Source organism: Pseudomonas shahriarae (assembly GCF_014268455.2).
In the GTDB taxonomy this organism is placed as follows: Bacteria; Pseudomonadota; Gammaproteobacteria; order Pseudomonadales; family Pseudomonadaceae; genus Aquipseudomonas; species Aquipseudomonas shahriarae.
In genome coordinates this window covers 1,502,282-1,522,732 of the sequence record NZ_CP077085.1, presented here as the reverse complement: position 1 = coordinate 1,522,732, position 20,451 = coordinate 1,502,282, and the positions used below count along the sequence as shown (strand labels likewise).

Sequence of the window (20,451 nt, the reverse complement as noted above, 5' to 3'; positions counted from 1 at the left end):
GATCAGCGGGTGATGCCGCGAGTCGATGCCTGGATCGAATCGCGGAAGATGGCAACTTCTGGAAACAGCGCCGCCGGCTCGGCCAGCTCGGCCAACGCCTGGTCAACCGTCAGCCCCTGGCGATACACCACTTTGTAAGCGCGGCGCAGGGCGTGGATGGCATCTTCGCTGAAACCACGCCGGCGCATGCCTTCGAAGTTCATGCTGCGGGCTTCGGCAGGGTTGCCAAAAACCGTGACGAACGCCGGCACATCCTTGCCAATAGCGGTACCCATGCCGGAAAAGCTATGGGCACCAATATGACAGTACTGATGCACCAGGGTGAAACCGGAAAGAATCGCCCAGTCGTCAACGTGCACATGGCCGGCCAGCGCAGTGTTATTGACGAGGATGCAGTGGTTGCCGATCACACTGTCGTGACCGATATGGGCGTAGGCCATCACCAGATTGTGATCACCCAGGGTCGTTTCCGCCCGATCCTGCACTGTGCCACGATGAATGGTCACGCCTTCACGAATGATGTTGTGATCACCGATTACCAGGCGGGTTTCCTCACCCTTGTACTTCATGTCCGGCGTATCTTCGCCTACCGAGGAGAACTGGTAGATGCGGTTGTGTTTGCCAATGCGGGTCGGACCCTTGAGGATCACGTGCGGCCCGATGACAGTCCCCTCGCCGATTTCCACACCTGCGCCGATGATCGACCAGGGGCCGACCTCAACGTCGGCGGCCAGCACGGCCGTCGGATCGATGATTGCGCGAGGGTCAATCAAACTCATAGTTTGCGTTCCGCACAGATAATTTCGGCGGAACACACAGGCTTGCCGTCAACAGAGGCCTGGCATTCGAACTTCCAGATCTGGCGCTTGCAGCTCACGAACTTGGCTTCCAGGATCAACTGGTCACCTGGGGTGACCGGGTTGCGGAAGCGCAGCTTGTCGGAGCCCACGAAATAGTAAAGCGTGCCATCGGCAGGCTTGAGGTCGAGCATTTTAAAACCGAGGATACCAGCGGCCTGGGCCATTGCCTCAATGATCAACACGCCCGGCATGATCGGATGCGCGGGAAAGTGACCGTTGAAGAATGGTTCGTTGATGCTGACATTCTTGTAGGCACGAATGCGCTTTTCCTCAACATTCAGTTCCACTACACGGTCCACCAGCAGGAACGGGTAACGGTGAGGCAGGTATTCGCGAATCTCGTTGATGTCCATCATTTCGGGGGGAAGCCTGTAATAAAGATTGGGAGCGCGCGGACTAAGGCACGCCCCTCTAGCAAATCAAGAAGGCAGTCTAGCTGCTGTGCACACTTGATATGGAAATGGTATCAGCCATCTGATGAAACATTACTGCCAGGGGTCACGTCCCCAACACGCTTTTCCAGATGTTTCAGGCGCCGCGCCATGTCGTCGAGCTGCCTTAAACGGGCCGCGCTCTTGCGCCACTCGGCCGCGGGTTGCATCGCTGTACCGGAAGAGTAGGCCCCTGGCTCGGTAATCGAGTGGGTCACCATGGTCATGCCAGTAATGAATACGTTGTCGCAGATTTCAATATGGCCCACCAAGCCGACACCGCCGGCCAGCATGCAATGCTTGCCGATCTTGGTGCTGCCAGAGATGCCGACACACGCGGCCATGGCCGTGTGATCGCCAATCTGTACGTTGTGGGCGATCTGGATCTGGTTGTCCAGCTTCACACCATTGCCAATCACGGTATCGGCCAGGGCCCCGCGATCGACGGCAGTGTTGACGCCAATCTCCACATCATCACCGATCAGCACACCGCCGACCTGGGCGATCTTCTGCCAGATGCCCTTCTCGTTGGCGAAGCCAAAGCCTTCGCCGCCGATCACGGCACCCGACTGAATCACCACTCGCTGCCCGATACGCACATCGTGGTACAGGGTCACGCGCGGCGCGAGCCAGCCACCTGCAGCGATTTCACTGCGGGCACCGATAAAGCAATGAGCGCCGACAGTCACACCGGCGCCAATGCGCGCACCACTCTCGATCACCACAAAAGCCCCGATGCTCGCCGCAGGATCTACCTGAGCATCATCGGCGATGACAGCAGAAGGATGGATACCAGGAGCCGCTTTGGGTTTCGGATCGAACAGGTGCGACACCCGCGCGTAAGCCGCGTAAGGGTCAGCCACCACCAGCGCACTCCCGGCAAACGTCTCGGCGTCAGCGGCCTTCAGCAATACGGCTGCGGCTTGGCTGTCACCCAGGTATTTACGGTATTGGGGATTTGCGAGGAAGCTCAACTGAGCTGGGCCAGCCTCCTGCAAGGTGGCTAGCCCAGTGATTTCCTTCTCCGGGGAGCCACTCAAGGTAGCCCCCAGGAACTCGGCCAATTGACCGAGTTTGATAGTCGCGGTCATGGCTTACTTCAGCTGGTTCATGCGCTCGATCACCTGGCGGGTGATGTCGTATTGAGGTTTGACGTCAATCACGGCGCCACGCTCGAAGACCAGGTCGAAGGCACCTTTCTTGATGACTGCTTCCACGGCGCTGTCGAGTTTTGGCTTCAGTTGCTTGAGCATTTCACGGTCAGCAACAGCCTTGGCTTCGTTCAGCTCCTTGGACTGGAACTGATAGTCACGGGCCTTTTGCTTGAATTCAAGCTCCAGACGCTCGCGCTCGCCTTGCTGCATTTTATCGCCACCGGCGACCAGACGATCCTGGATGCCCTTGGCGCTGCTTTCCAGGGTCTTGAGCTTGGTCAGTTGCGGACCAAATTTCTTCTCGGCATCCACGGCGTACTTCTTGGCCGCATCGGATTCCAGCAGAGCCATCTGATAGTTCAGGACGGCGATTTTCATTTCGGCAAACGCCGGGGTCGCTACCAGCACAGTTGCCAGAAGAACCAATTGAGTCAACTTACGCACGATGCACTCCTACAGAATCCGTTGTCGTTATCTTGGGTCGGACGCTTAGAACGTCTGGCCGAGGGAAAATTGGAAAATCTGGGTTTCAGCGTTATCCGGTTTCTTGACTGGCATCGCCAAGGCGAAGCTCAGAGGACCCAGGGCAGTAATCCAGGTCACACCCACACCCACGGAACTGGCCAGATTGCTCAGGCTGACGTCGTTGCACTGGGTGTTGGACTTCAAGCCGCTTGGGTTACGGATCTGCTCGCACTTGGAGTCGAATACGTTACCCACATCCCAGAATACCGAGGTCCGCAGGGAACGCTGGTCCTTGACGAACGGCAGCGGGAACAGAATTTCCGCACCACCTTGAATCAGCACGTTACCACCGAATGGCAGCGGATCATTGTCCGAGTCACGCACGGTGCCGACGTTACCGGTGTCGGCAAAGCCACGGCTTGGCGTACCACGTGGACCCAGGGTGCTGTCCTTGAAGCCACGTACCGAGTTGAAACCACCGGCGTAGTAGTTCTCGTAGAACGGCAGGCCATCGGTCGAACCGTAGCCATCACCATAGCCCAGTTCCGTGTGCAGGCGCATGGTGTAGTTATCGCTCAACGGCGTGAACAACTGGCCACGGTAGTCGAGTTTGAAGAACGACAGGTCGCTACCAGGGGTGGTGGCTTCCAGGGTCAGGCTCTGGGAATGACCACGGGTCGCCAGCACGCCTTTGTTCAGGGTGGACTCGGACCAACCGGCCGAGGCCTTGAAGTTGAGGAACTTGTCACCTTCGCGGCGGGTGAAGTCGAAGATTTCGTCCACGGTGTAGACACCGGTCTTGATCTCATCCTGCTGCGCGGTCAGGCCGAAGGTCAGACGCGAAGTCTCACTGATCGGGTAGCCCACGTTGACACCGGCACCCAGGCTGTCGATCGCATAGCTTGCAACGTCGACGTCGAGGTCTTTGTAGTCGGTGGTGCGGTAGAAAGCGTTGTAGCCCAGGCTCACACCATCAGCAGTCCAGTAGGGGTCCACATAACCGAAGTTGTAGCGGCTCTGGTATTCACTGCGGGTCAGGCCGATGGAAACCTTGTTACCAGTACCCAGGAAGTTGTTCTGGGTGATCGAGCCACCAAGGATCAGGCCTGCACTCTGTGCAAAACCGACACTGGCGGTGATCGAGCCGGAGGCTTGTTCTTCCACGGCGTAGTTCACGTCGACCTGGTCATCCACACCCGGTACGGCCGGGGTTTCGACGTTGACTTCCTTGAAGAAGCCCAGGCGCTCAAGACGGGTCTTGGACTGGTCGATCAGGTAGGTCGAAGCCCAGCCACCTTCCATCTGACGCATTTCACGACGCAGCACTTCGTCCTCGGACTTGGTGTTGCCACGGAAGTTGATGCGGTTGACGTAGGCACGCTTGCCTGGATCGACGACAAAGGTGATGTCCACAGTGTGGTCATCATCGTGTGGGGTCGGCACGCCGTTGACGTTGGCGAAGGTATAGCCTTCGTTACCCAGGCGACGGGTGATCAGCTCGGAAGTCGTGGTCATCAGCTTGCGCGAGAACACCTGGTCCTTCTGGACCAGCAGCAGGGACTTGACCTGGTCTTCAGGCACTTTCAGGTCGCCGCTGAGCTTCACGTCACGAACGCGGTACTTCTCGCCTTCGTTGACGTTGACGGTGATGTACACGTGTTTCTTGTCCGGGGTGATGGACACCTGGGTCGAAGCGATATCCATGTTGATATAGCCACGGTCCAGGTAGTAGGAACGCAGGCGCTCCAGGTCACCGGAGAGTTTTTCACGGGCGTACTTGTCGTCGTTCTTGAAGAACGACAGCCAGTTGGTGGTCTTGAGTTCGAACAGGTCGATCAGGTCGTCGTCGGCGAACTTGGTGTTACCCACCACGTTGATGTGCTGGATCGCCGCCACAGTGCCTTCGTTGATGTTGACCTTCAGGCCGACACGGTTGCGCGGCTGCGGCACCACTTCGGTTTCCACGGAAGCGGAGTAACGGCCCTGGGCAACGTATTGACGTTGCAGCTCGTTACGCACGCCTTCGAGGGTGGCACGCTGGAAGATCTCGCCTTCGGCCAGGCCGGACTGTTTGAGACCCTTCATCAAGTCTTCAGTGGAGATCGCCTTGTTGCCTTCGATCTCGATACTGGCGACAGAAGGCCGCTCGACGACAGTGATGACCAGGACGTTGCCTTCACGACCCAGTTGGATATCTTGAAAGAAGCCGGTTTTGAACAGCGCACGAGTGGATTCCACCAGGCGACGGTCGTCAGCCTGTTCCCCAACGTTCAACGGCAAGGCGCCAAAGACGCTACCCGCGGAAACCCGCTGGAGGCCGTTGACGCGAATATCGGAGATGGTGAAGGACTCGGCGTGAACTTCGGCGATCATCAATACGGTGAGAACCGCAGTTAGCAGCAGACGTTTCATGAAGTCCTTTCTTATTCCAACTGGCAATAAACAAACTGCCGCAAAATGCGGCAGATTCGCAATTCAGCGAAGCGTTACAGACGTCCCAGATCGTTGACCAAGGCTAACAACATCACCCCGACCACCAAACTGATACCGATCTGTATCCCCCAACCCTGCACCCGATCCGACAAGGGGCGACCACGCACCCACTCGACGAGATAAAACAACAGATGCCCCCCATCCAATACTGGAATGGGCAACAAATTCAGAACTCCTAGGCTAATACTCAGATAAGCCAGGAAATTCAGGAAATCAGCAACGCCCGACTGGGCAGAAGCGCCCGCCACTTTAGCAATGGTTATCGGTCCACTCAAGTTTTTTACCGAGAGCTCGCCGAACAACATTTTCTTCAGCGAATCGAGGGTCAGCACACTCATGGTCCAAGTGCGTCTTGCACCTTCGCCAATTGCAGCCAACGGCCCGAAGCTGACCTCCCGCACCATCGATGGCGGCCATTCGACACCTTTGACCCCGGCACCCAGGTATCCGCCGGCTGCCTTGGCCTCTCCACGCACCGCGAGGGTAACAGGGACGTCGATTTGAGCACCGTCACGCTCAACTTTCAGCACAATTTTCGTATCAGGACGTACACGAACCAGATCGACCACTTGCTGCCAGTCACCCAGCACCTGACCATCCAGGGCCAGCAAACGATCACCGGTCTTCAGGCCGGCCGCCTGGGCCGGCCCCTTCGGATCGAGCTCAGCCAACACCGGCGGCAGTGCCGGGCGCCATGGACGAATGCCGAGGGACTTGATCGGATCAGGCTCATCAGCGCCCTTGAGCCACTTGTCCAGGACCAGCTCGCGCGGTGTCTCGGCCGTGGAGTCCTGCTCGCGCACTACCAGTTGTACGGTGCCGCTCTCACCCAGGCGGCGAACCAACTGCAGATTGACCGCCCCCCAGCCTGTAGTAGGCTCGCCATCAATAGCAACAATTTCCTGCCCGGCGCTCAAACCGGCCTTGGCGGCGATGCTGCCCGCCTCCACCGCACCGATGACCGGCCGCACTTGCTGGCTGCCCAGCATTGCCAGGACCCAGAAGAACACCATGGCCAGCAGGAAGTTGGCGATCGGGCCGGCAGCCACGATAGCGATCCGCTGACGAACGGTCTTGCGATTGAAAGATTGATCCAACTGATCAGCCGGCACTTCGCCTTCGCGCTCGTCGAGCATCTTGACGTAGCCACCCAGGGGAATAGCGGCAATCACGAATTCGGTGCCCTTGCGGTCGTGCCAGCGCAGCAGCGGCATGCCAAAACCCACGGAAAAGCGCAGGACTTTGACGCCACAACGGCGCGCCACCCAGAAATGACCGAATTCGTGGAAAGTGACCAGCACACCCAGAGCAACCAGGGTGCCGATAATCATGTAGAGCGCACTCATCTAATCTCTCCGCATTCCAATCCCGCGCCTGCCGACTAACCTGCGTGGCGTTTCAACCATTGCTCGGCCAAGACCCGGGCCTTGGCATCCGCCTCGAACACGGCGCCCAAATCATTCACGGCAACCACCGGCTCAAGGCTCAAAATTTCCTCGATGATACTCGCGATCTGTGGAAAGCGGATGCGCCGATCAAGAAACGCAGCAACCGCGACCTCATTCGCCGCATTGAGCATCGCCGGAGCGCTGTTGCCCGCCTCTGCCGCCTCACGTGCCAGGCGCAGGCAAGGGAAGCGCTGATCATCCGGTGCTTCGAAATCCAGGCGGGCAATAGCAAACAGGTCCAGGGGCGCCACACCCGAGTCAATCCGCTCTGGCCATGCCAGGGCATTGGCAATCGGCGTGCGCATGTCCGGGTTGCCCAACTGGGCCAGCACCGAGCCATCCACGTAGTCGACCAGGGAATGAATCACACTTTGCGGATGAATCACCACTTCGACCTGATCGGCGCGAGCATCAAACAACCAGCAGGCTTCGATCAGTTCCAGGCCCTTGTTCATCATGCTGGCCGAATCCACCGAGATCTTGCGCCCCATCGACCAATTGGGATGAGCGCAAGCCTGATCGGGAGAGACGTGCTCCAGCTCGGCCAGCGGCGTCTGACGGAACGGGCCGCCAGAGGCTGTCAGCAGGATACGCCGTACGCCGACCTGGCTCAGGCCGCGGGCAAAATCGCCCGGCATGCACTGAAAAATCGCGTTGTGTTCGCTGTCCAGCGGTAACAGTACCGCTGCGCTCTTGCGCACGGCCTGCATAAACAGCGCGCCGGACATGACCAGCGCTTCTTTATTGGCCAACAGGATCTTTTTGCCAGCATCCACCGCTGCGAGGGTTGGACGCAAACCCGCGGCGCCGACAATAGCAGCGACCACGGTATCCACTTCAGAGGCAGCGGACACCTGGCACAAGCCCTCCTCGCCGACCAACACCTGGGTCGACAGGCCCGCGGCCCGCAGATCGTCCTGCAAACCACGGGCAGCGGTCCCGTCCGGCACCACTGCGAACTGCGGCCGGTGCCGCACGCACAGCGCCAACAGCTCGCTCAAGCGACTGAAGCCGGTCAGGGCAAATACCTGGTAGCGCTCAGGGTGACGGGCAATCACATCCAGCGTGCTCAATCCGACCGAGCCGGTTGCCCCCAGCACGGTGACCTGCTGCAGGCGGCTCACGAAGCGGCCATCCACAACAATACGGCAAACACTGGGATCGCCGCCGTCAGGCTGTCGATGCGGTCCAGCACACCGCCATGGCCCGGCAGCAGGTTACTGCTGTCCTTGATGCCCGCCTGGCGCTTGAACATGCTTTCGGTCAGGTCGCCGACCACCGAGATCAGTACGACCACCGCCGCGCCCATCAGGGCCAGGAGGATTTGTTTGCCCCCCCAATCACGCATAACGCCAACAACCAGGGTAATCAACAACGTCAAGGCCAGTCCGCCGTATACCCCTTCCCAGCTCTTGCCGGGGCTGACCGCCGGGGCCAGCTTACGCTTGCCAAAGGCACGGCCGGAGAAGTACGCACCGATATCCGCGCCCCAGACCAGGACCATCACCGCCATGATCAACCAGTTGCCCAGGGCCATATGCTTGATATAGACCAGGCCCTGCCAGGCCGGCAGCAGGATCAGCAGGCCGATCACCAGCTTGCAGGCGACGCTGGACCACTTGCTGCTGGTCCGCGGATAGGTCAATACGAGGAATGTCGCCAACGCCCACCACAGCACCGCTGCCCCGAGCACCCAGGGTGCGACATCCGGCAGGATGTACATCAGGAACAGCAACAACGCGACAACGGCGGCGTACACCACCCGCGGCAGTTGTTCGGCAAACCCTGCCAGGCGCGCCCATTCCCAGGCGCCCAGGGTCACGACCAAACCAATGAACAGCGCAAAGCCTGCGCCTTCGAGCAGGAAAAACCCGCACAGGGCGATCGGCAGCAGGATCAGTGCCGTGATGATTCGTTGTTTAAGCATTAAACCCGGGCTCCAGCTTCGATCTGCTCGCTCGTTTTACCGAAGCGACGCTGACGGGAAGCGAAATCGGCCAGCGCATTACGCATGGCATCGTGTTTGAAGTCCGGCCAGAACAGGTCGGAGAAGTACAATTCGGTATAGGCCAACTGCCACAACAGGAAGTTGCTGATGCGGTGCTCGCCACCGGTACGGATGCACAGGTCCGGCAACGGCAGGTCGCCGGTCACCAGACAGGTTTGCAACAACTCGGGCGTGATGTCTTCCGGCCGCAGATGACCGGCCTGCACTTCACGCGCCAGGCGCTGGGCGGCCTGAGCAATGTCCCACTGCCCGCCATAGTTGGCGGCGATTTGCAGGACGAAGCGGTTGCTGCCAGCAGTGATAGCCTCGGCCTCACGCATGGCCGTCTGCAGTTCCGGATGGAACCGCGAGCGATCGCCGATGATACGCAGGCTGATGTTGTTGTCGTTCAGACGCTTGGCCTCACGACGCAAGGCCTTGAAGAACAGGTCCATCAAGGCGCTGACCTCTTCGGCCGGGCGCTGCCAGTTTTCACTGGAGAAGGCAAACAAGGTCAACACCTCGACCTTGGCCTCGGCACACACCTCGATCACGGCCCGTACCGCATCGACACCCGCTTTATGCCCGGCGACACCCGGCATAAAGCGTTTTTTCGCCCAGCGATTATTCCCATCCATGATGATCGCGACATGGCGCGGCACCACAGAGGGCACAGTCTGCTTGGTCTTTTCCATGAAGGCGTCCTGACCCCTTATACGGCCATCAGGTCCTTTTCTTTCTCTTCCGTGGCCTTGGTGATCAGGGCCTCGGATTCCTTGGTCAACTTATCGATATCGGCGATGGCACGACGTTCTTCGTCTTCGCTGATTTCTTTGTCCTTGACCAGTTTCTTCAGGTCACCCAAGGCATCGCGACGGATGTTGCGCACGGCAACGCGAGCATCTTCAGCTGCGCTGCGCGCCTGCTTGGTGAAGCCCTTGCGGGTTTCTTCGGTCAGGGCCGGCATGGAGATCAGCAGCAACTCACCCAGGTTGGTCGGGTTGAGGTTCAGGCCAGCGCTCTGGATAGCCTTGTCGACAGCAGCGAGCATGTTGCGCTCGAAGGCCACGACCTGCAGGGTGCGCGAGTCTTTTACGGTCACGTTGGCCACGCCGCTCAGCGGGGTGTCGGAGCCGTAGTAAGGCACCATCACGCTGCCCAGGATGCTTGGGTGGGCCTTGCCGGTACGAATCTGGCCAAACGCGTGGTTCAGAGACTCCAGGGATTTTTGCATACGCGCTTGGGCGTCTTTCTTGATTTCATTGATCATTGTTGGCCTTCCTCGATCAGAGTCCCTTCTGCGCCGCCGTGTACGATATTCAGCAGGGCGCCGGGCTTGTTCATGTTAAATACGCGCAGCGGCATCTTATGGTCGCGGCACAGGCAGATTGCCGTCAGGTCCATCACACCCAGCTTGCGATCCAGCACTTCATCATAAGTCAGATGATCGAACTTCTCGGCATGCGGGTCTTTGAATGGATCGGCAGTGTAGACACCATCGACCTTGGTGGCCTTGAGCACTACGTCGGCATCAATTTCGATGGCACGCAGGCAGGCAGCCGAGTCGGTGGTGAAGAACGGGTTGCCGGTACCGGCGGCAAAAATCACCACCTCTTTGGCATTCAGGTGGCGCATGGCTTTGCGCCGATCATAATGATCGGTCACACCCACCATGGAAATGGCCGACATCACGATGGCCGAGATGTTGGCACGCTCCAGGGCGTCGCGCATGGCCAGGGCGTTCATCACAGTGGCCAGCATGCCCATGTGGTCGCCAGTGACCCGATCCATGCCAGCAGCACTGAGCGCGGCGCCACGGAACAGGTTGCCACCACCGATCACCAAGCCGACCTGGACGCCGATACCGACCAGTTGGCCGACTTCCAGCGCCATGCGGTCAAGCACCTTGGGATCGATCCCGAACTCTTCCGAGCCCATCAGGGCCTCGCCGCTAAGCTTGAGTAGAATGCGTTTATAGCGAGCCTGATAACCACTGCCCTGCTGAGCCATTGCGAATCTCTCCTGCGGCGTATTTTTAAAAAATTCTTGGCGAGCCGTTTACGGCTTGCGTTCACTCTAGCTGGACGCTGTCACAGCGCCATCGGAACACGGCTTTGTAAGCCAGTTCCAAAGGGAAGCCAAATAAAATTGAGCATCCCATTTGAAAAGAGGCTGCGCGCGTGAGCGGGCAGCCTCTCTTGGGCGACAGTTGAAAACTGTCTTATTGCTTAGCGGCAGCCAGCTGGGCAGCAACTTCTTCAGCGAAGTTGTCGACCGGCTTCTCGATGCCGTCGCCTACTTTGAAGTAGGTGAAGGAAACGATTTCAGCACCGGCTTTCTTGGCCAGCTCGCCAACCTTGATTTCAGGGTTCTTGACGAACGCCTGCTCAACCAGGCTTGCTTCGGCCAGGAACTTGCTGATACGGCCTTTGACCATGTTCTCAACAATGTTTTCTGGCTTGCCTTTGATTTTTTCTTCGTTCAGCTGCAGGAACACAGCTTTTTCGCGCTCGATCGCTTCGGCAGAAACTTCCGAAGGCAGCAGGAACTCAGGGTTGCTGGCCGCTACGTGCATAGCGATGTCTTTGGCCAGTTCAACGTTGCCGCCCTTGAGGACAACTGCAACACCGATCTTGTTGCCGTGCAGGTAACCACCGACAACATCACCTTCAACGCGCACCAGACGACGGATATTGACGTTTTCGCCAACCTTGCCGACCAGTACCAGACGATCAGCTTCTTGAGCGGCGATCAGCGGAGCGGCGTCAGTCAGTTTGTCGGCGAACGCTTTTTCAACGCTAGCAGCAACAAATGCCTTGAAGTCGTCCTGCAGAGCCAGGAAGTCGGTCTGCGAGTTCACTTCCAGCAGAACGGCAGATTTACCGTCTTCCTTCAGAGCGATAGCGCCTTCAGCAGCGACGTTGCCTGCTTTCTTGGCAGCCTTGATCGCGCCCGAAGCACGCATGTCATCAATGGCTTTTTCGATGTCGCCGTCAGCCTTTTCCAGGGCTTTCTTGCAATCCATCATGCCTTCGCCAGTACGCTCACGCAGTTCTTTAACCAACGCTGCAGTAATTGCTGCCATTTTCAAATTCCTCTTGGATAGGTTTTCAACCATTCCACCCGACTTGTACGGGCGTTCAATTCTTCCCGAACCACCCTTGTTAACCGCTGCACGTTACAGATGCTGTAGCTGTGCCGCTCACAAATGGTTTTCGAGGTGGCAAAAAGGGGGCCAAGCCCCCTTTTTGCTTACTGAGTCAACGCCAGGGCGTCAATTACTCAGCTGCAGCGACCGGTGCTTCTTCAGCAGCGAACTCTACGGTGCCGCCGCCAACATTGTTGCGGCCACGGATTACAGCGTCAGCCATCGAACCCATGTACAGCTGGATAGCGCGGATTGCGTCATCGTTGCCTGGGATGATGTAGTCAACGCCTTCCGGGCTGCTGTTGGTATCGACTACGCCGATAACCGGGATACCCAGCTTGTTGGCTTCGGTGATCGCGATGCGCTCGTGATCAACGTCGATAACGAACAGTGCGTCAGGCAGACCGCCCATGTCCTTGATACCACCCAGGGAACGATCGAGCTTTTCCAGGTCACGGGAGCGCATCAGCGCTTCTTTCTTGGTCAGCTTGGCGAAAGTACCGTCTTCGGCTTGCACTTCAAGGTCACGCAGACGCTTGATGGAAGCACGGATGGTTTTGAAGTTGGTCAGCATGCCGCCCAACCAGCGGTGATCGACGTACGGCGAACCGCAACGTGCTGCTTCTTCAGCAACGATCTTGCCAGCGGAACGCTTGGTGCCGACGAACAGAATCTTGTTTTTGCCCTGAGCCAGGCGCTCTACGAAAGTCAGAGCTTCGTTGAACATTGGCAGGGTTTTTTCAAGGTTGATAATGTGGATCTTGTTACGCGCGCCGAAAATGTACTTACCCATTTTCGGGTTCCAGTAACGGGTCTGGTGACCGAAGTGCACACCGGCCTTCAGCATATCGCGCATGTTGACTTGGGACATGATAGTTCCTTAATAAGTCGGGTTTGGCCTCCACGTATCCCAATGACCAACCAGCGGCTTCAAGGCCTCCGGCACCCAGGTCATCGTGTCGACACGTGTGTGGATTTAAGCTTTGCGGGGTATCCCCGGAAAGCGGCGCATTTTATACCACAGCATCGGCAAAAACGAAACCCGCAATCGCACTTGCTTGCCGCCAGCGCCACCCAAGCCATTGAATCGGGTGAAAATACCCACACCTTATAGAGAGAAGCGATAGCCAGACACTCATGGTTTACACCTTGCGTCTGTTAGAATCGCGTTTTTTGGGCTTGTGCGAACGCTGCACCTTTTTGTCGCACGCCCGTAAACCGTATTGATTTCAGCGCGTCGCGCTAGAGAGAGCCTGTATGACCGTTACCCTGAAAACCGCCGAAGACATCGCAGGTATGCGCGTTGCCGGCAAACTGGCGGCCGACGTACTGGAAATGATTGCCGAACACGTCAAGCCCGGCGTCACCACCGAAGCCCTGGACCGCATCTGCCATGACTATATTGTCGACGTGCAGAAAGCCATCCCCGCGCCGCTGAACTACAAAGGCTTCCCCAAGTCGATCTGTACCTCGATCAACCACGTGGTCTGCCACGGCATCCCAGGCGACAAGCCGCTCAAGGACGGTGACACGCTGAACATCGACGTCACCGTGATCAAGGACGGCTATCACGGCGACACCAGCCGTATGTTCCATGTCGGCAACGTGCCGGTGTGGGCCGAGCGCCTGTCCCAGGTCACCCAGGAATGCATGTACAAGGCCATCGAGCTGGTCAAGCCGGGCTGCCGCCTGGGCGATATCGGAGAAGTGATCCAGAAGCACGCAGAAAAGAACGGCTTCTCGGTAGTCCGTGAGTTCTGCGGCCACGGCATCGGTAAAGTGTTCCACGAAGAGCCACAGATCCTGCACTACGGCCGTGCCGGCACCGGCATGGAACTCAAGGCAGGCATGACGTTTACCATCGAACCGATGATCAACCAGGGCAAGGCCGACACCAAGGTGCTGGGCGACGGCTGGACGGCCATCACCAAGGACCGCAAGCTCTCGGCGCAGTGGGAACATACCCTGCTGGTCACCGAGACGGGCTATGAGATCTTCACCCTGCGCGCCGACGACACGATTCCCCGCGTTTCGGCCTGATGCTTGCAGCGGGCTTTCCAGATAGCAATGTTGTGACCTACACCTAGATAGAAAGGAAAGCCGATCAATGCCCCAGGTGGATCCAGAACTCTTCGACCGTGGCCAGTTCCAGGCGGAACTGGCGCTGAAGGCCAGCCCCATAGCTGCCTTCAAGAAGGCCATCCGCCAGGCCCGCGAGGTGCTCGACGAGCGCTTTCGCAGCGGCCGGGAGATTCGCCGGCTGATCGAGGATCGTGCCTGGTTCGTCGATAACATCCTGCAAAAGGCCTGGGAGCAGTTTGATTGGAGCGAGGACGCCGACATCGCCCTGGTGGCCGTCGGCGGCTACGGCCGTGGCGAACTGCACCCCTACTCCGATATCGACCTGCTGATCCTGCTGGACAGCGCCGACCATGAGATCTTTCGTGACTCCATCGAGCGTTTTCTGACGCTGTTGTGGGATATCGGCCTGGAAGTCGGCCAAAGCGTGCGTTCGGTGGCTGAATGCGCCGAAGAGGCCCGCGCCGACCTGACCGTGGTCACCAACCTGATGGAAAGCCGCACCATCTGCGGCCCCGAGCGTCTGCGCCAGCGCATGCTGGAAGTCACCAGCACCGCGCATATGTGGCCGAGCAAGGAGTTCTTCCTGGCCAAGCGCGCCGAGCAGAAAGCCCGGCATCACAAGTACAACGACACCGAATACAACCTGGAACCCAACGTCAAGGGCTCGCCCGGCGGGCTGCGGGATATCCAGACCATTTTGTGGGTCGCCCGTCGCCAGTACGGCACCCTCAACCTGCGGGCCCTGGCCGGCGAAGGCTTTTTGGTGGAGAGCGAAAACGCCCTGCTGGCCTCGTCCCAGGAGTTCTTGTGGAAGGTGCGCTACGCCCTGCACATGCTGGCCGGACGCTCCGAAGACCGCCTGCTGTTCGACCACCAGCGCTCCATCGCCACCCTGCTGGGCTTCGAGGGCGAAGACGCGAAGACCAGCATCGAAAGCTTCATGCAGCAGTACTACCGGGTGGTCATGAGCATCGCCCAGCTCAGCGACCTGATCATCCAGCACTTCGAAGAAGTAATCCTGGCCCCCGAAGACGAAGCGCCGCCGCAACCGATCAACGCCCGCTTCCAACTGCACGATGGCTATATCGAGGCGCGTAACGACAATGTGTTCAAACGCACGCCGTTTGCCATGCTGGAAATCTTCGTGCTGATGGCCCAGCAACCGGAAATCAAGGGCGTGCGCGCCGATACCATCCGCTTGCTGCGGGAAAACCGTCACCTGATCGACGACGAATTCCGCCACGACATCCGCAACACCAGCCTGTTTATCGAGCTGTTCAAGTGCAAGGTCGGCATTCACCGCAACCTGCGGCGCATGAACCGCTACGGCATCCTCGGGCGCTATCTGCCGGAGTTCGGCTTTATTGTCGGGCAGATGCAACACGACCTGTTCCATATCTATACAGTCGACGCCCACACCCTGAACCTGATCAAACACCTGCGTAAGCTGCAATACACCCAGGTGTCAGAGAAATTCCCGCTGGCCAGTAAGCTAATGGCCAAGTTGCCCAAGCCTGAACTGATCTACCTGGCCGGCCTGTATCACGATATCGGCAAGGGCCGGCATGGCGACCACTCGGAAATCGGCGCAGTGGATGCCGAAGCCTTCTGCCAGCGCCACCAGTTGCCGCAGTGGGACAGCCGCCTGATCGTCTGGCTGGTGCAGAACCACCTGGTGATGTCCACCACCGCCCAGCGCAAGGACTTGTCCGACCCGCAGGTGATCCATGACTTTGCGCAGATCGTCGGCGACGAAACCCGTCTCGACTACCTGTACGTGCTGACCGTCTCCGACATCAACGCCACCAACCCGACCTTGTGGAACTCGTGGCGCGCCAGTCTGTTGCGCCAGCTCTACACCGAGACCAAGCGCGCCTTGCGCCGTGGCCTGGAGAACCCGGTGGACCGCGAAGAGCAGATCCGCCGCACCCAGAACGCGGCCCTGGATATCCTGGTGCGCGGCGGCAACGACCCGGACGATGTCGAGCAGCTCTGGTCGCAGTTGGGGGATGATTACTTCCTGCGCCACACCGCAGGCGACGTGGCCTGGCATACCGACGCGATCCTGCAGCAGCCGGCCGACGGCGGCCCATTGGTGCTGATCAAGGAAACCACCCAGCGCGAGTTCGAAGGCGGCACGCAGATCTTTATCTATGCGCCGGACCAGCATGACTTCTTCGCCGTGACCGTGGCCGCGATGGACCAGCTGAACCTGAACATCCATGACGCGCGGGTCATTACCTCCAGCAGCCAGTTCACCCTCGACACCTATATCGTGCTCGACACCGAAGGCGAGTCCATCGGCGACAACCCCGAACGCGTGAAGAAGATCCGCGAGGGCCTGACCGAGGCCCTGCGCAACCCGGACGACTACCCGACCATCATCCAGCGCCGGGTACCGCGCCAGCTCAAGCACTTCGCCTTTGCGCCCGTGGTGACGATCCACAACGATGCCCAGCGCCCGGTGACGGTACTCGAGCTCAGCGCCCCCGATCGCCCTGGCCTGCTGGCGCGGATCGGCGGGATTTTCCTGGAGTTTGACCTGTCGTTGCAGAACGCCAAGATTGCCACCCTGGGCGAGCGGGTCGAAGACGTGTTTTTTATTACCGATGCCGACAACCAGCCACTGTCCGACCCTGAACTGTGCCGCCGCTTGCAGGACGCCATCGTCGCGCAATTGAGCGTGAATCAGGAGCCTGGCGCGGAGTTGTCCAGAATAACCATTTGAGTTGAATTTAATTTCCCTGTGGACGCGGACCTTGTAGGGGCTGGCTTGCCTGCGATGCGGGCGGCGCGGTGTATCTGGTGCACCGAGGCGATGCCATCGCAGGCAAGCCAGCTCCCACAGGGCCGCGCTCAACGATAGAGGCCCCGATGAACAACGCTCTGAACCAACTGCAACCCTACCCGTTCGAGAAATTGCGTGCCCTGCTGGGCAGCGTCACACCAAACCCGGACAAGCGCCCGATTGCCCTGTCCATTGGTGAACCCAAGCACAAGTCCCCGGATTTTGTAGCCCAGGCCCTGGCCAACAATCTGGATCAGATGGCGGTATACCCCACTACCCTGGGGATCCCCGCGTTGCGCGAGGCTATTGGGGCCTGGTGCGAGCGGCGCTTCGACGTGCCCAAGGGCTGGCTGGACCCGGCGCGCAATATCCTGCCGGTCAATGGCACCCGCGAAGCCCTGTTCGCCTTCACCCAGACCGTGGTCAACCGGGGCGACGATGCCCTGGTGGTCAGCCCGAACCCGTTCTACCAGATCTACGAAGGCGCAGCGTTCCTCGCCGGCGCCAAGCCGCACTACCTGCCGTGCCTGGATGAAAACGGCTTCAACCCGGATTTCGACGCGGTCTCGGCCGACATCTGGAAACGTTGCCAGATCCTGTTCCTGTGCTCCCCCGGCAACCCGACCGGCGCACTGATCCCGGTCGACACCCTGAAAAAACTGATTGCCCTGGCCGACCAGTACGACTTCGTGATCGCCGCCGACGAGTGCTACAGCGAGCTGTACTTCGACGAGCAAACTCCGCCGCCAGGCCTGCTCAGCGCCTGCGTCGAGCTGGGCCGCCAGGACTTCAAGCGCTGCGTGGTGTTCCATAGCCTGTCCAAGCGCTCCAACCTGCCGGGCCTGCGCTCGGGGTTTGTGGCCGGAGATGCGGAAATCCTCAAGGCCTTCCTGCTGTACCGCACTTACCACGGCTGCGCGATGCCGGTGCAAACCCAGCTGGCAAGCATCGCCGCGTGGCAGGACGAGGCTCATGTACAGGCCAATCGTGACCTGTATCGGGAAAAATTCGACGCCGTATTGGCGATTCTCAAGCCGGTACTCGACGTGCAAAACCCCGATGGGGGCTTCTACCTATGGCCGAACGTCGAGGGCGACGATGCCGCGTTCTGCCGCGATTTGTTCGCGGAAGAACATGTGACCGTGGTGCCGGGCTCGTACCTGTCGCGGGAAGTGGATGGCTTCAATCCAGGGGCCGGACGGGTGCGCCTGGCATTGGTTGCGCCATTGACCGAATGTGTTGAAGCCGCCGAACGGATGCGCAACTTCATCCAGCGTCGTCGTTGATGACAGGGGCCGCTCCCGCCCAGGAGCGGCCTGCGCGTTGAGATCGCGCAAGGGCAACAGGGGTAAGTCAGCCCACACGGCTACTTCTGGGTCCCCAGGTTGGCCTCACTCATATCCAGGTCGGCCAGCACTTCGCGCAGCACGTCATCGCCAATCTGGTGGTGACGGCTCAGGCTATACAGCTCCAATCGCTGCGCGCGCAGGGCCTTGAGCCGTAACTTGCGCTCCAGATGATCCATCTGCAGCGCCAGCGCCTGGGCTTCGGCCGAGTCATTGAACACCTCCAGTTGATGGCGATATTCCGACATGATCCGTGCCTTGAGCTCTGCCGCCAGTGCAGCCTGGGCCGCATCCAGGGGCGCCGCGTCGGCGGCCTCCTCTGCTTCCAGGGCATGAATCGCGGCTTCGGCGGTTTTCTTCCAGGCATCACGCACCTCGCCGCGCCGCTTGTCATCCGGGCTCTTCTCGATCCCCCGCAACAACAAGGGCAAGGCGATACAGGCGGCGACCAATGACAACAGGATTACCCCGGCGGCAATGAAGATCAGCAGGTCGCGCTCGGGAAACGCCTGGCCAGGCGCCATCAGCAACGGTACTGACATCACACCGGCCAGGGTCACCGCCCCGCGCACCCCGCCAACCGTCAACAGCCAGCAGGACCGCGCGGTGGGCACCAGTGTCAGCTCACTTTTACCGCGCAGGCGACGCAGCAGACCGGACAGACGCCAAATGCTCTGTACCCAGATAAACCGCAACACCAACAACACCAGGAAGATCGCGATCACGTCCAGGCAGCGATAGAACAAGGTCGGCCACAGCGTGGCTTCGTGACTGGTCACCGCCTTGATGATGTCCGGCAACTGCAGGCCCAGCAGCAGGAAGATCAAACCGTTGAAGGCAAACTCCAGCAACGACCAGACACTGCGATTGAGCAAGCGTGTACTGGTCTGGCGTGGCAGCAGGTCCAGCCAGCTCTGCATCATGCCCGCCGCCACGGCCGAGAGAATCCCCGAGGCGCCCAGGCGTTCAGCCAACACATACGCCGCAAACGGCAGCAGCAACATAAACACCACATGGGTCGCCGGATCATCCCAGCCCCGGGCAATCATCCAGGCCCGCAGGCGCCCCACCAGCCAGCTCAAGGCTACGCCAATGGCCAGGCCACCGACCGCCACCAGCACAAATGTCAGGCTGGCATCGGCCAGGGAAAATACCCCAGTCAACGCCGCCACCAGGGCGAACTTGAAGGTCACCAGGCCCGACGCATCATTCATCAAGGCCTCGCCCTGAAGCATGTGCATCAAAGGCGTGGGCAAGCGGTTCTGGGAAATCGCCGACACCGCCACCGCATCCGTCGGCGACAACACTGCCGCCAGGGCGAAAGCCACCGGCAAGGGAATGCTCGGCAACAACCAGTGGATAAAGTACCCGGCGCCCACCACGGTAAACAGCACCAGCCCCACGGCCAACGTCAGGATCGGCCCACGCAGGCGCCACAGCTCACGCTTGGGCATGCGCCAGCCATCGGAGAACAGCAACGGCGGCAGGAATAGAAACAGAAACAATTCAGGGTCCAACGCCACATGCAGCCCCAGGGTCGGCCACGCCAGCAAGGCACCAGCGGCAATCTGCACCAACGGCAACGGCAAAGGGATCACACGCCCGACCAGACGCGAAACGCTGACCAGCATCAGCAGGATAAGAACGGTGTAGGCGGTTTGCATAAAGCGGGGTTCCTGGACAATCGACTTGCAATGACACACTTGAGGCAACAACGCGCCTTTGAAGTGCCATATTAGCTGCCTATGCTGTTGCCGGGCTTTTGCACATAAGTCGCACCTCGTACCGTAAGGAGTGACGAGCGGCACCGAAACTGTTTTGTCGTGGCATAATCCGTGATCGTTTGTTTCCAGCAGCCCAAAGGGGGCAGTTCCTTGACCGATTCAAGCAAAACATTGCACCTTTTTGGCATCAAAGCCTGCGACACCATGAAAAAGGCCCGTACCTGGCTCGATGAAAATGCCATCAGCTATGAGTTTCATGACTACAAGACGGCCGGTATCGACCGCGAACACTTGACCCAATGGTGCAATGAGCACGGTTGGCAGGTGGTTTTGAACCGTGCAGGCACGACCTTTCGCAAACTCGAAGACGAACGCAAAGCCGATCTCGACCAGGCGAAAGCCGTTGAACTGATGCTCGCACAACCCTCGATGATCAAGCGCCCAGTGCTCGATCTCGGTGACAGAACCCTGATTGGCTTCAAGCCAGATAGTTATTCGGCGGCCCTCAAGTAGGCCAGCCACTTC

18 protein-coding genes are annotated in these 20,451 nt (G+C 59.3%); 4 read left to right on the top strand and 14 right to left on the bottom strand.

The window, feature by feature from the left end:
* Positions 1–2: 2 nt before the first annotated feature.
* The 13 genes from lpxA to rpsB form a co-directional block, all read right to left on the bottom strand.
* Positions 3–779, bottom strand: coding sequence for an acyl-ACP--UDP-N-acetylglucosamine O-acyltransferase (lpxA, locus tag HU773_RS06755; protein WP_032858160.1), 777 nt, complete (start codon positions 777–779; stop codon positions 3–5).
* Positions 776–1,216, bottom strand: coding sequence for a 3-hydroxyacyl-ACP dehydratase FabZ (gene fabZ / locus HU773_RS06750; protein WP_029297270.1), 441 nt, complete (start codon positions 1,214–1,216; stop codon positions 776–778). Before fabZ ends, lpxA begins: the two co-directional genes overlap by 4 nt.
* A 110-nt stretch (positions 1,217–1,326) precedes the next feature.
* Positions 1,327–2,382, bottom strand: a complete 1,056-nt coding sequence (lpxD, locus tag HU773_RS06745) for a UDP-3-O-(3-hydroxymyristoyl)glucosamine N-acyltransferase (RefSeq protein ID WP_057958699.1) — start codon at positions 2,380–2,382, stop codon at positions 1,327–1,329.
* Positions 2,383–2,385: 3 nt separating this feature from the next.
* Entirely contained in the window at positions 2,386–2,889 is a 504-nt protein-coding gene (locus HU773_RS06740; protein WP_057958698.1) for an OmpH/Skp family outer membrane protein, read from the bottom strand.
* A gap of 45 nt (positions 2,890–2,934) precedes the next feature.
* Entirely contained in the window at positions 2,935–5,322 is a 2,388-nt protein-coding gene (bamA, locus tag HU773_RS06735) for an outer membrane protein assembly factor BamA (protein WP_120731933.1), read from the bottom strand.
* A gap of 74 nt (positions 5,323–5,396) precedes the next feature.
* A complete protein-coding gene (gene rseP / locus HU773_RS06730; RefSeq protein ID WP_057958696.1) occupies positions 5,397–6,749 on the bottom strand; it encodes a sigma E protease regulator RseP in 1,353 nt (450 codons plus the stop codon).
* Between the two features lie 35 nt (positions 6,750–6,784).
* On the bottom strand, positions 6,785–7,975 hold the full coding sequence (gene ispC / locus HU773_RS06725; protein ID WP_057958695.1) for a 1-deoxy-D-xylulose-5-phosphate reductoisomerase: 1,191 nt from the start codon (positions 7,973–7,975) through the stop codon (positions 6,785–6,787).
* Positions 7,972–8,778: a phosphatidate cytidylyltransferase gene (locus tag HU773_RS06720; RefSeq protein ID WP_057439903.1), complete on the bottom strand. Its 807-nt coding sequence runs from the start codon at positions 8,776–8,778 to the stop codon at positions 7,972–7,974. The genes ispC and HU773_RS06720 overlap by 4 nt, the downstream gene beginning before the upstream one ends.
* A complete protein-coding gene (gene uppS, locus HU773_RS06715; RefSeq protein WP_057439905.1) occupies positions 8,778–9,533 on the bottom strand; it encodes a polyprenyl diphosphate synthase in 756 nt (251 codons plus the stop codon). The genes HU773_RS06720 and uppS overlap by 1 nt, the downstream gene beginning before the upstream one ends.
* Before the next feature lie 17 nt (positions 9,534–9,550).
* On the bottom strand, positions 9,551–10,108 hold the full coding sequence (frr, locus tag HU773_RS06710; RefSeq protein ID WP_057439907.1) for a ribosome recycling factor: 558 nt from the start codon (positions 10,106–10,108) through the stop codon (positions 9,551–9,553).
* A complete protein-coding gene (gene pyrH, locus HU773_RS06705) occupies positions 10,105–10,848 on the bottom strand; it encodes a UMP kinase (RefSeq protein WP_003172271.1) in 744 nt (247 codons plus the stop codon). Before pyrH ends, frr begins: the two co-directional genes overlap by 4 nt.
* Before the next feature lie 211 nt (positions 10,849–11,059).
* Positions 11,060–11,923: a translation elongation factor Ts gene (tsf, locus tag HU773_RS06700; RefSeq protein ID WP_003172264.1), complete on the bottom strand. Its 864-nt coding sequence runs from the start codon at positions 11,921–11,923 to the stop codon at positions 11,060–11,062.
* A gap of 193 nt (positions 11,924–12,116) precedes the next feature.
* The gene (rpsB, locus tag HU773_RS06695) at positions 12,117–12,857 is read right to left on the bottom strand and encodes a 30S ribosomal protein S2 (protein ID WP_029297291.1); all 741 of its coding nucleotides are present in this window, start codon (positions 12,855–12,857) and stop codon (positions 12,117–12,119) included.
* 386 nt (positions 12,858–13,243) lie between these two features.
* Here rpsB and map point away from each other — a divergent pair, with 386 nt between their 5' ends.
* From map to dapC, 3 genes are all read left to right on the top strand, one after another.
* Positions 13,244–14,026 (top strand): type I methionyl aminopeptidase, encoded by a 783-nt coding sequence (gene map, locus HU773_RS06690; RefSeq protein ID WP_032858167.1) that lies wholly within the window; start codon positions 13,244–13,246, stop codon positions 14,024–14,026.
* Between the two features lie 67 nt (positions 14,027–14,093).
* Complete coding sequence (locus HU773_RS06685; RefSeq protein WP_057958694.1) at positions 14,094–16,796, top strand: [protein-PII] uridylyltransferase; 2,703 nt, start codon at positions 14,094–14,096, stop codon at positions 16,794–16,796.
* Positions 16,797–16,942: 146 nt separating this feature from the next.
* Complete coding sequence (gene dapC / locus HU773_RS06680; protein ID WP_057958693.1) at positions 16,943–18,142, top strand: succinyldiaminopimelate transaminase; 1,200 nt, start codon at positions 16,943–16,945, stop codon at positions 18,140–18,142.
* Positions 18,143–18,222: 80 nt separating this feature from the next.
* Here dapC and HU773_RS06675 read toward each other — a convergent pair whose 3' ends face one another.
* On the bottom strand, positions 18,223–19,866 hold the full coding sequence (locus HU773_RS06675) for a Na+/H+ antiporter (RefSeq protein ID WP_057958692.1): 1,644 nt from the start codon (positions 19,864–19,866) through the stop codon (positions 18,223–18,225).
* Between the two features lie 264 nt (positions 19,867–20,130).
* Between HU773_RS06675 and HU773_RS06670 the strand changes: the two genes are divergently transcribed.
* Complete coding sequence (locus tag HU773_RS06670) at positions 20,131–20,439, top strand: arsenate reductase (RefSeq protein WP_232545463.1); 309 nt, start codon at positions 20,131–20,133, stop codon at positions 20,437–20,439.
* Positions 20,440–20,451: the final 12 nt, after the last annotated feature.

Coding starts and splice junctions, on each gene's coding strand:
- HU773_RS06675 (WP_057958692.1), bottom strand. CDS start 19,866: ATGCAAACCGCCTACACCGTTCTTATCCTGCTGATGCTGGTCAGCGTT.
- frr (WP_057439907.1), bottom strand. CDS start 10,108: ATGATCAATGAAATCAAGAAAGACGCCCAAGCGCGTATGCAAAAATCC.
- dapC (WP_057958693.1), top strand. CDS start 16,943: ATGAACAACGCTCTGAACCAACTGCAACCCTACCCGTTCGAGAAATTG.
- rseP (WP_057958696.1), bottom strand. CDS start 6,749: ATGAGTGCGCTCTACATGATTATCGGCACCCTGGTTGCTCTGGGTGTG.
- HU773_RS06720 (WP_057439903.1), bottom strand. CDS start 8,778: ATGCTTAAACAACGAATCATCACGGCACTGATCCTGCTGCCGATCGCC.
- pyrH (WP_003172271.1), bottom strand. CDS start 10,848: ATGGCTCAGCAGGGCAGTGGTTATCAGGCTCGCTATAAACGCATTCTA.
- HU773_RS06670 (WP_232545463.1), top strand. CDS start 20,131: ATGAAAAAGGCCCGTACCTGGCTCGATGAAAATGCCATCAGCTATGAG.
- lpxA (WP_032858160.1), bottom strand. CDS start 779: ATGAGTTTGATTGACCCTCGCGCAATCATCGATCCGACGGCCGTGCTG.
- rpsB (WP_029297291.1), bottom strand. CDS start 12,857: ATGTCCCAAGTCAACATGCGCGATATGCTGAAGGCCGGTGTGCACTTC.
- fabZ (WP_029297270.1), bottom strand. CDS start 1,216: ATGATGGACATCAACGAGATTCGCGAATACCTGCCTCACCGTTACCCG.
- uppS (WP_057439905.1), bottom strand. CDS start 9,533: ATGGAAAAGACCAAGCAGACTGTGCCCTCTGTGGTGCCGCGCCATGTC.
- map (WP_032858167.1), top strand. CDS start 13,244: ATGACCGTTACCCTGAAAACCGCCGAAGACATCGCAGGTATGCGCGTT.
- bamA (WP_120731933.1), bottom strand. CDS start 5,322: ATGAAACGTCTGCTGCTAACTGCGGTTCTCACCGTATTGATGATCGCC.
- HU773_RS06685 (WP_057958694.1), top strand. CDS start 14,094: ATGCCCCAGGTGGATCCAGAACTCTTCGACCGTGGCCAGTTCCAGGCG.
- lpxD (WP_057958699.1), bottom strand. CDS start 2,382: ATGACCGCGACTATCAAACTCGGTCAATTGGCCGAGTTCCTGGGGGCT.
- tsf (WP_003172264.1), bottom strand. CDS start 11,923: ATGGCAGCAATTACTGCAGCGTTGGTTAAAGAACTGCGTGAGCGTACT.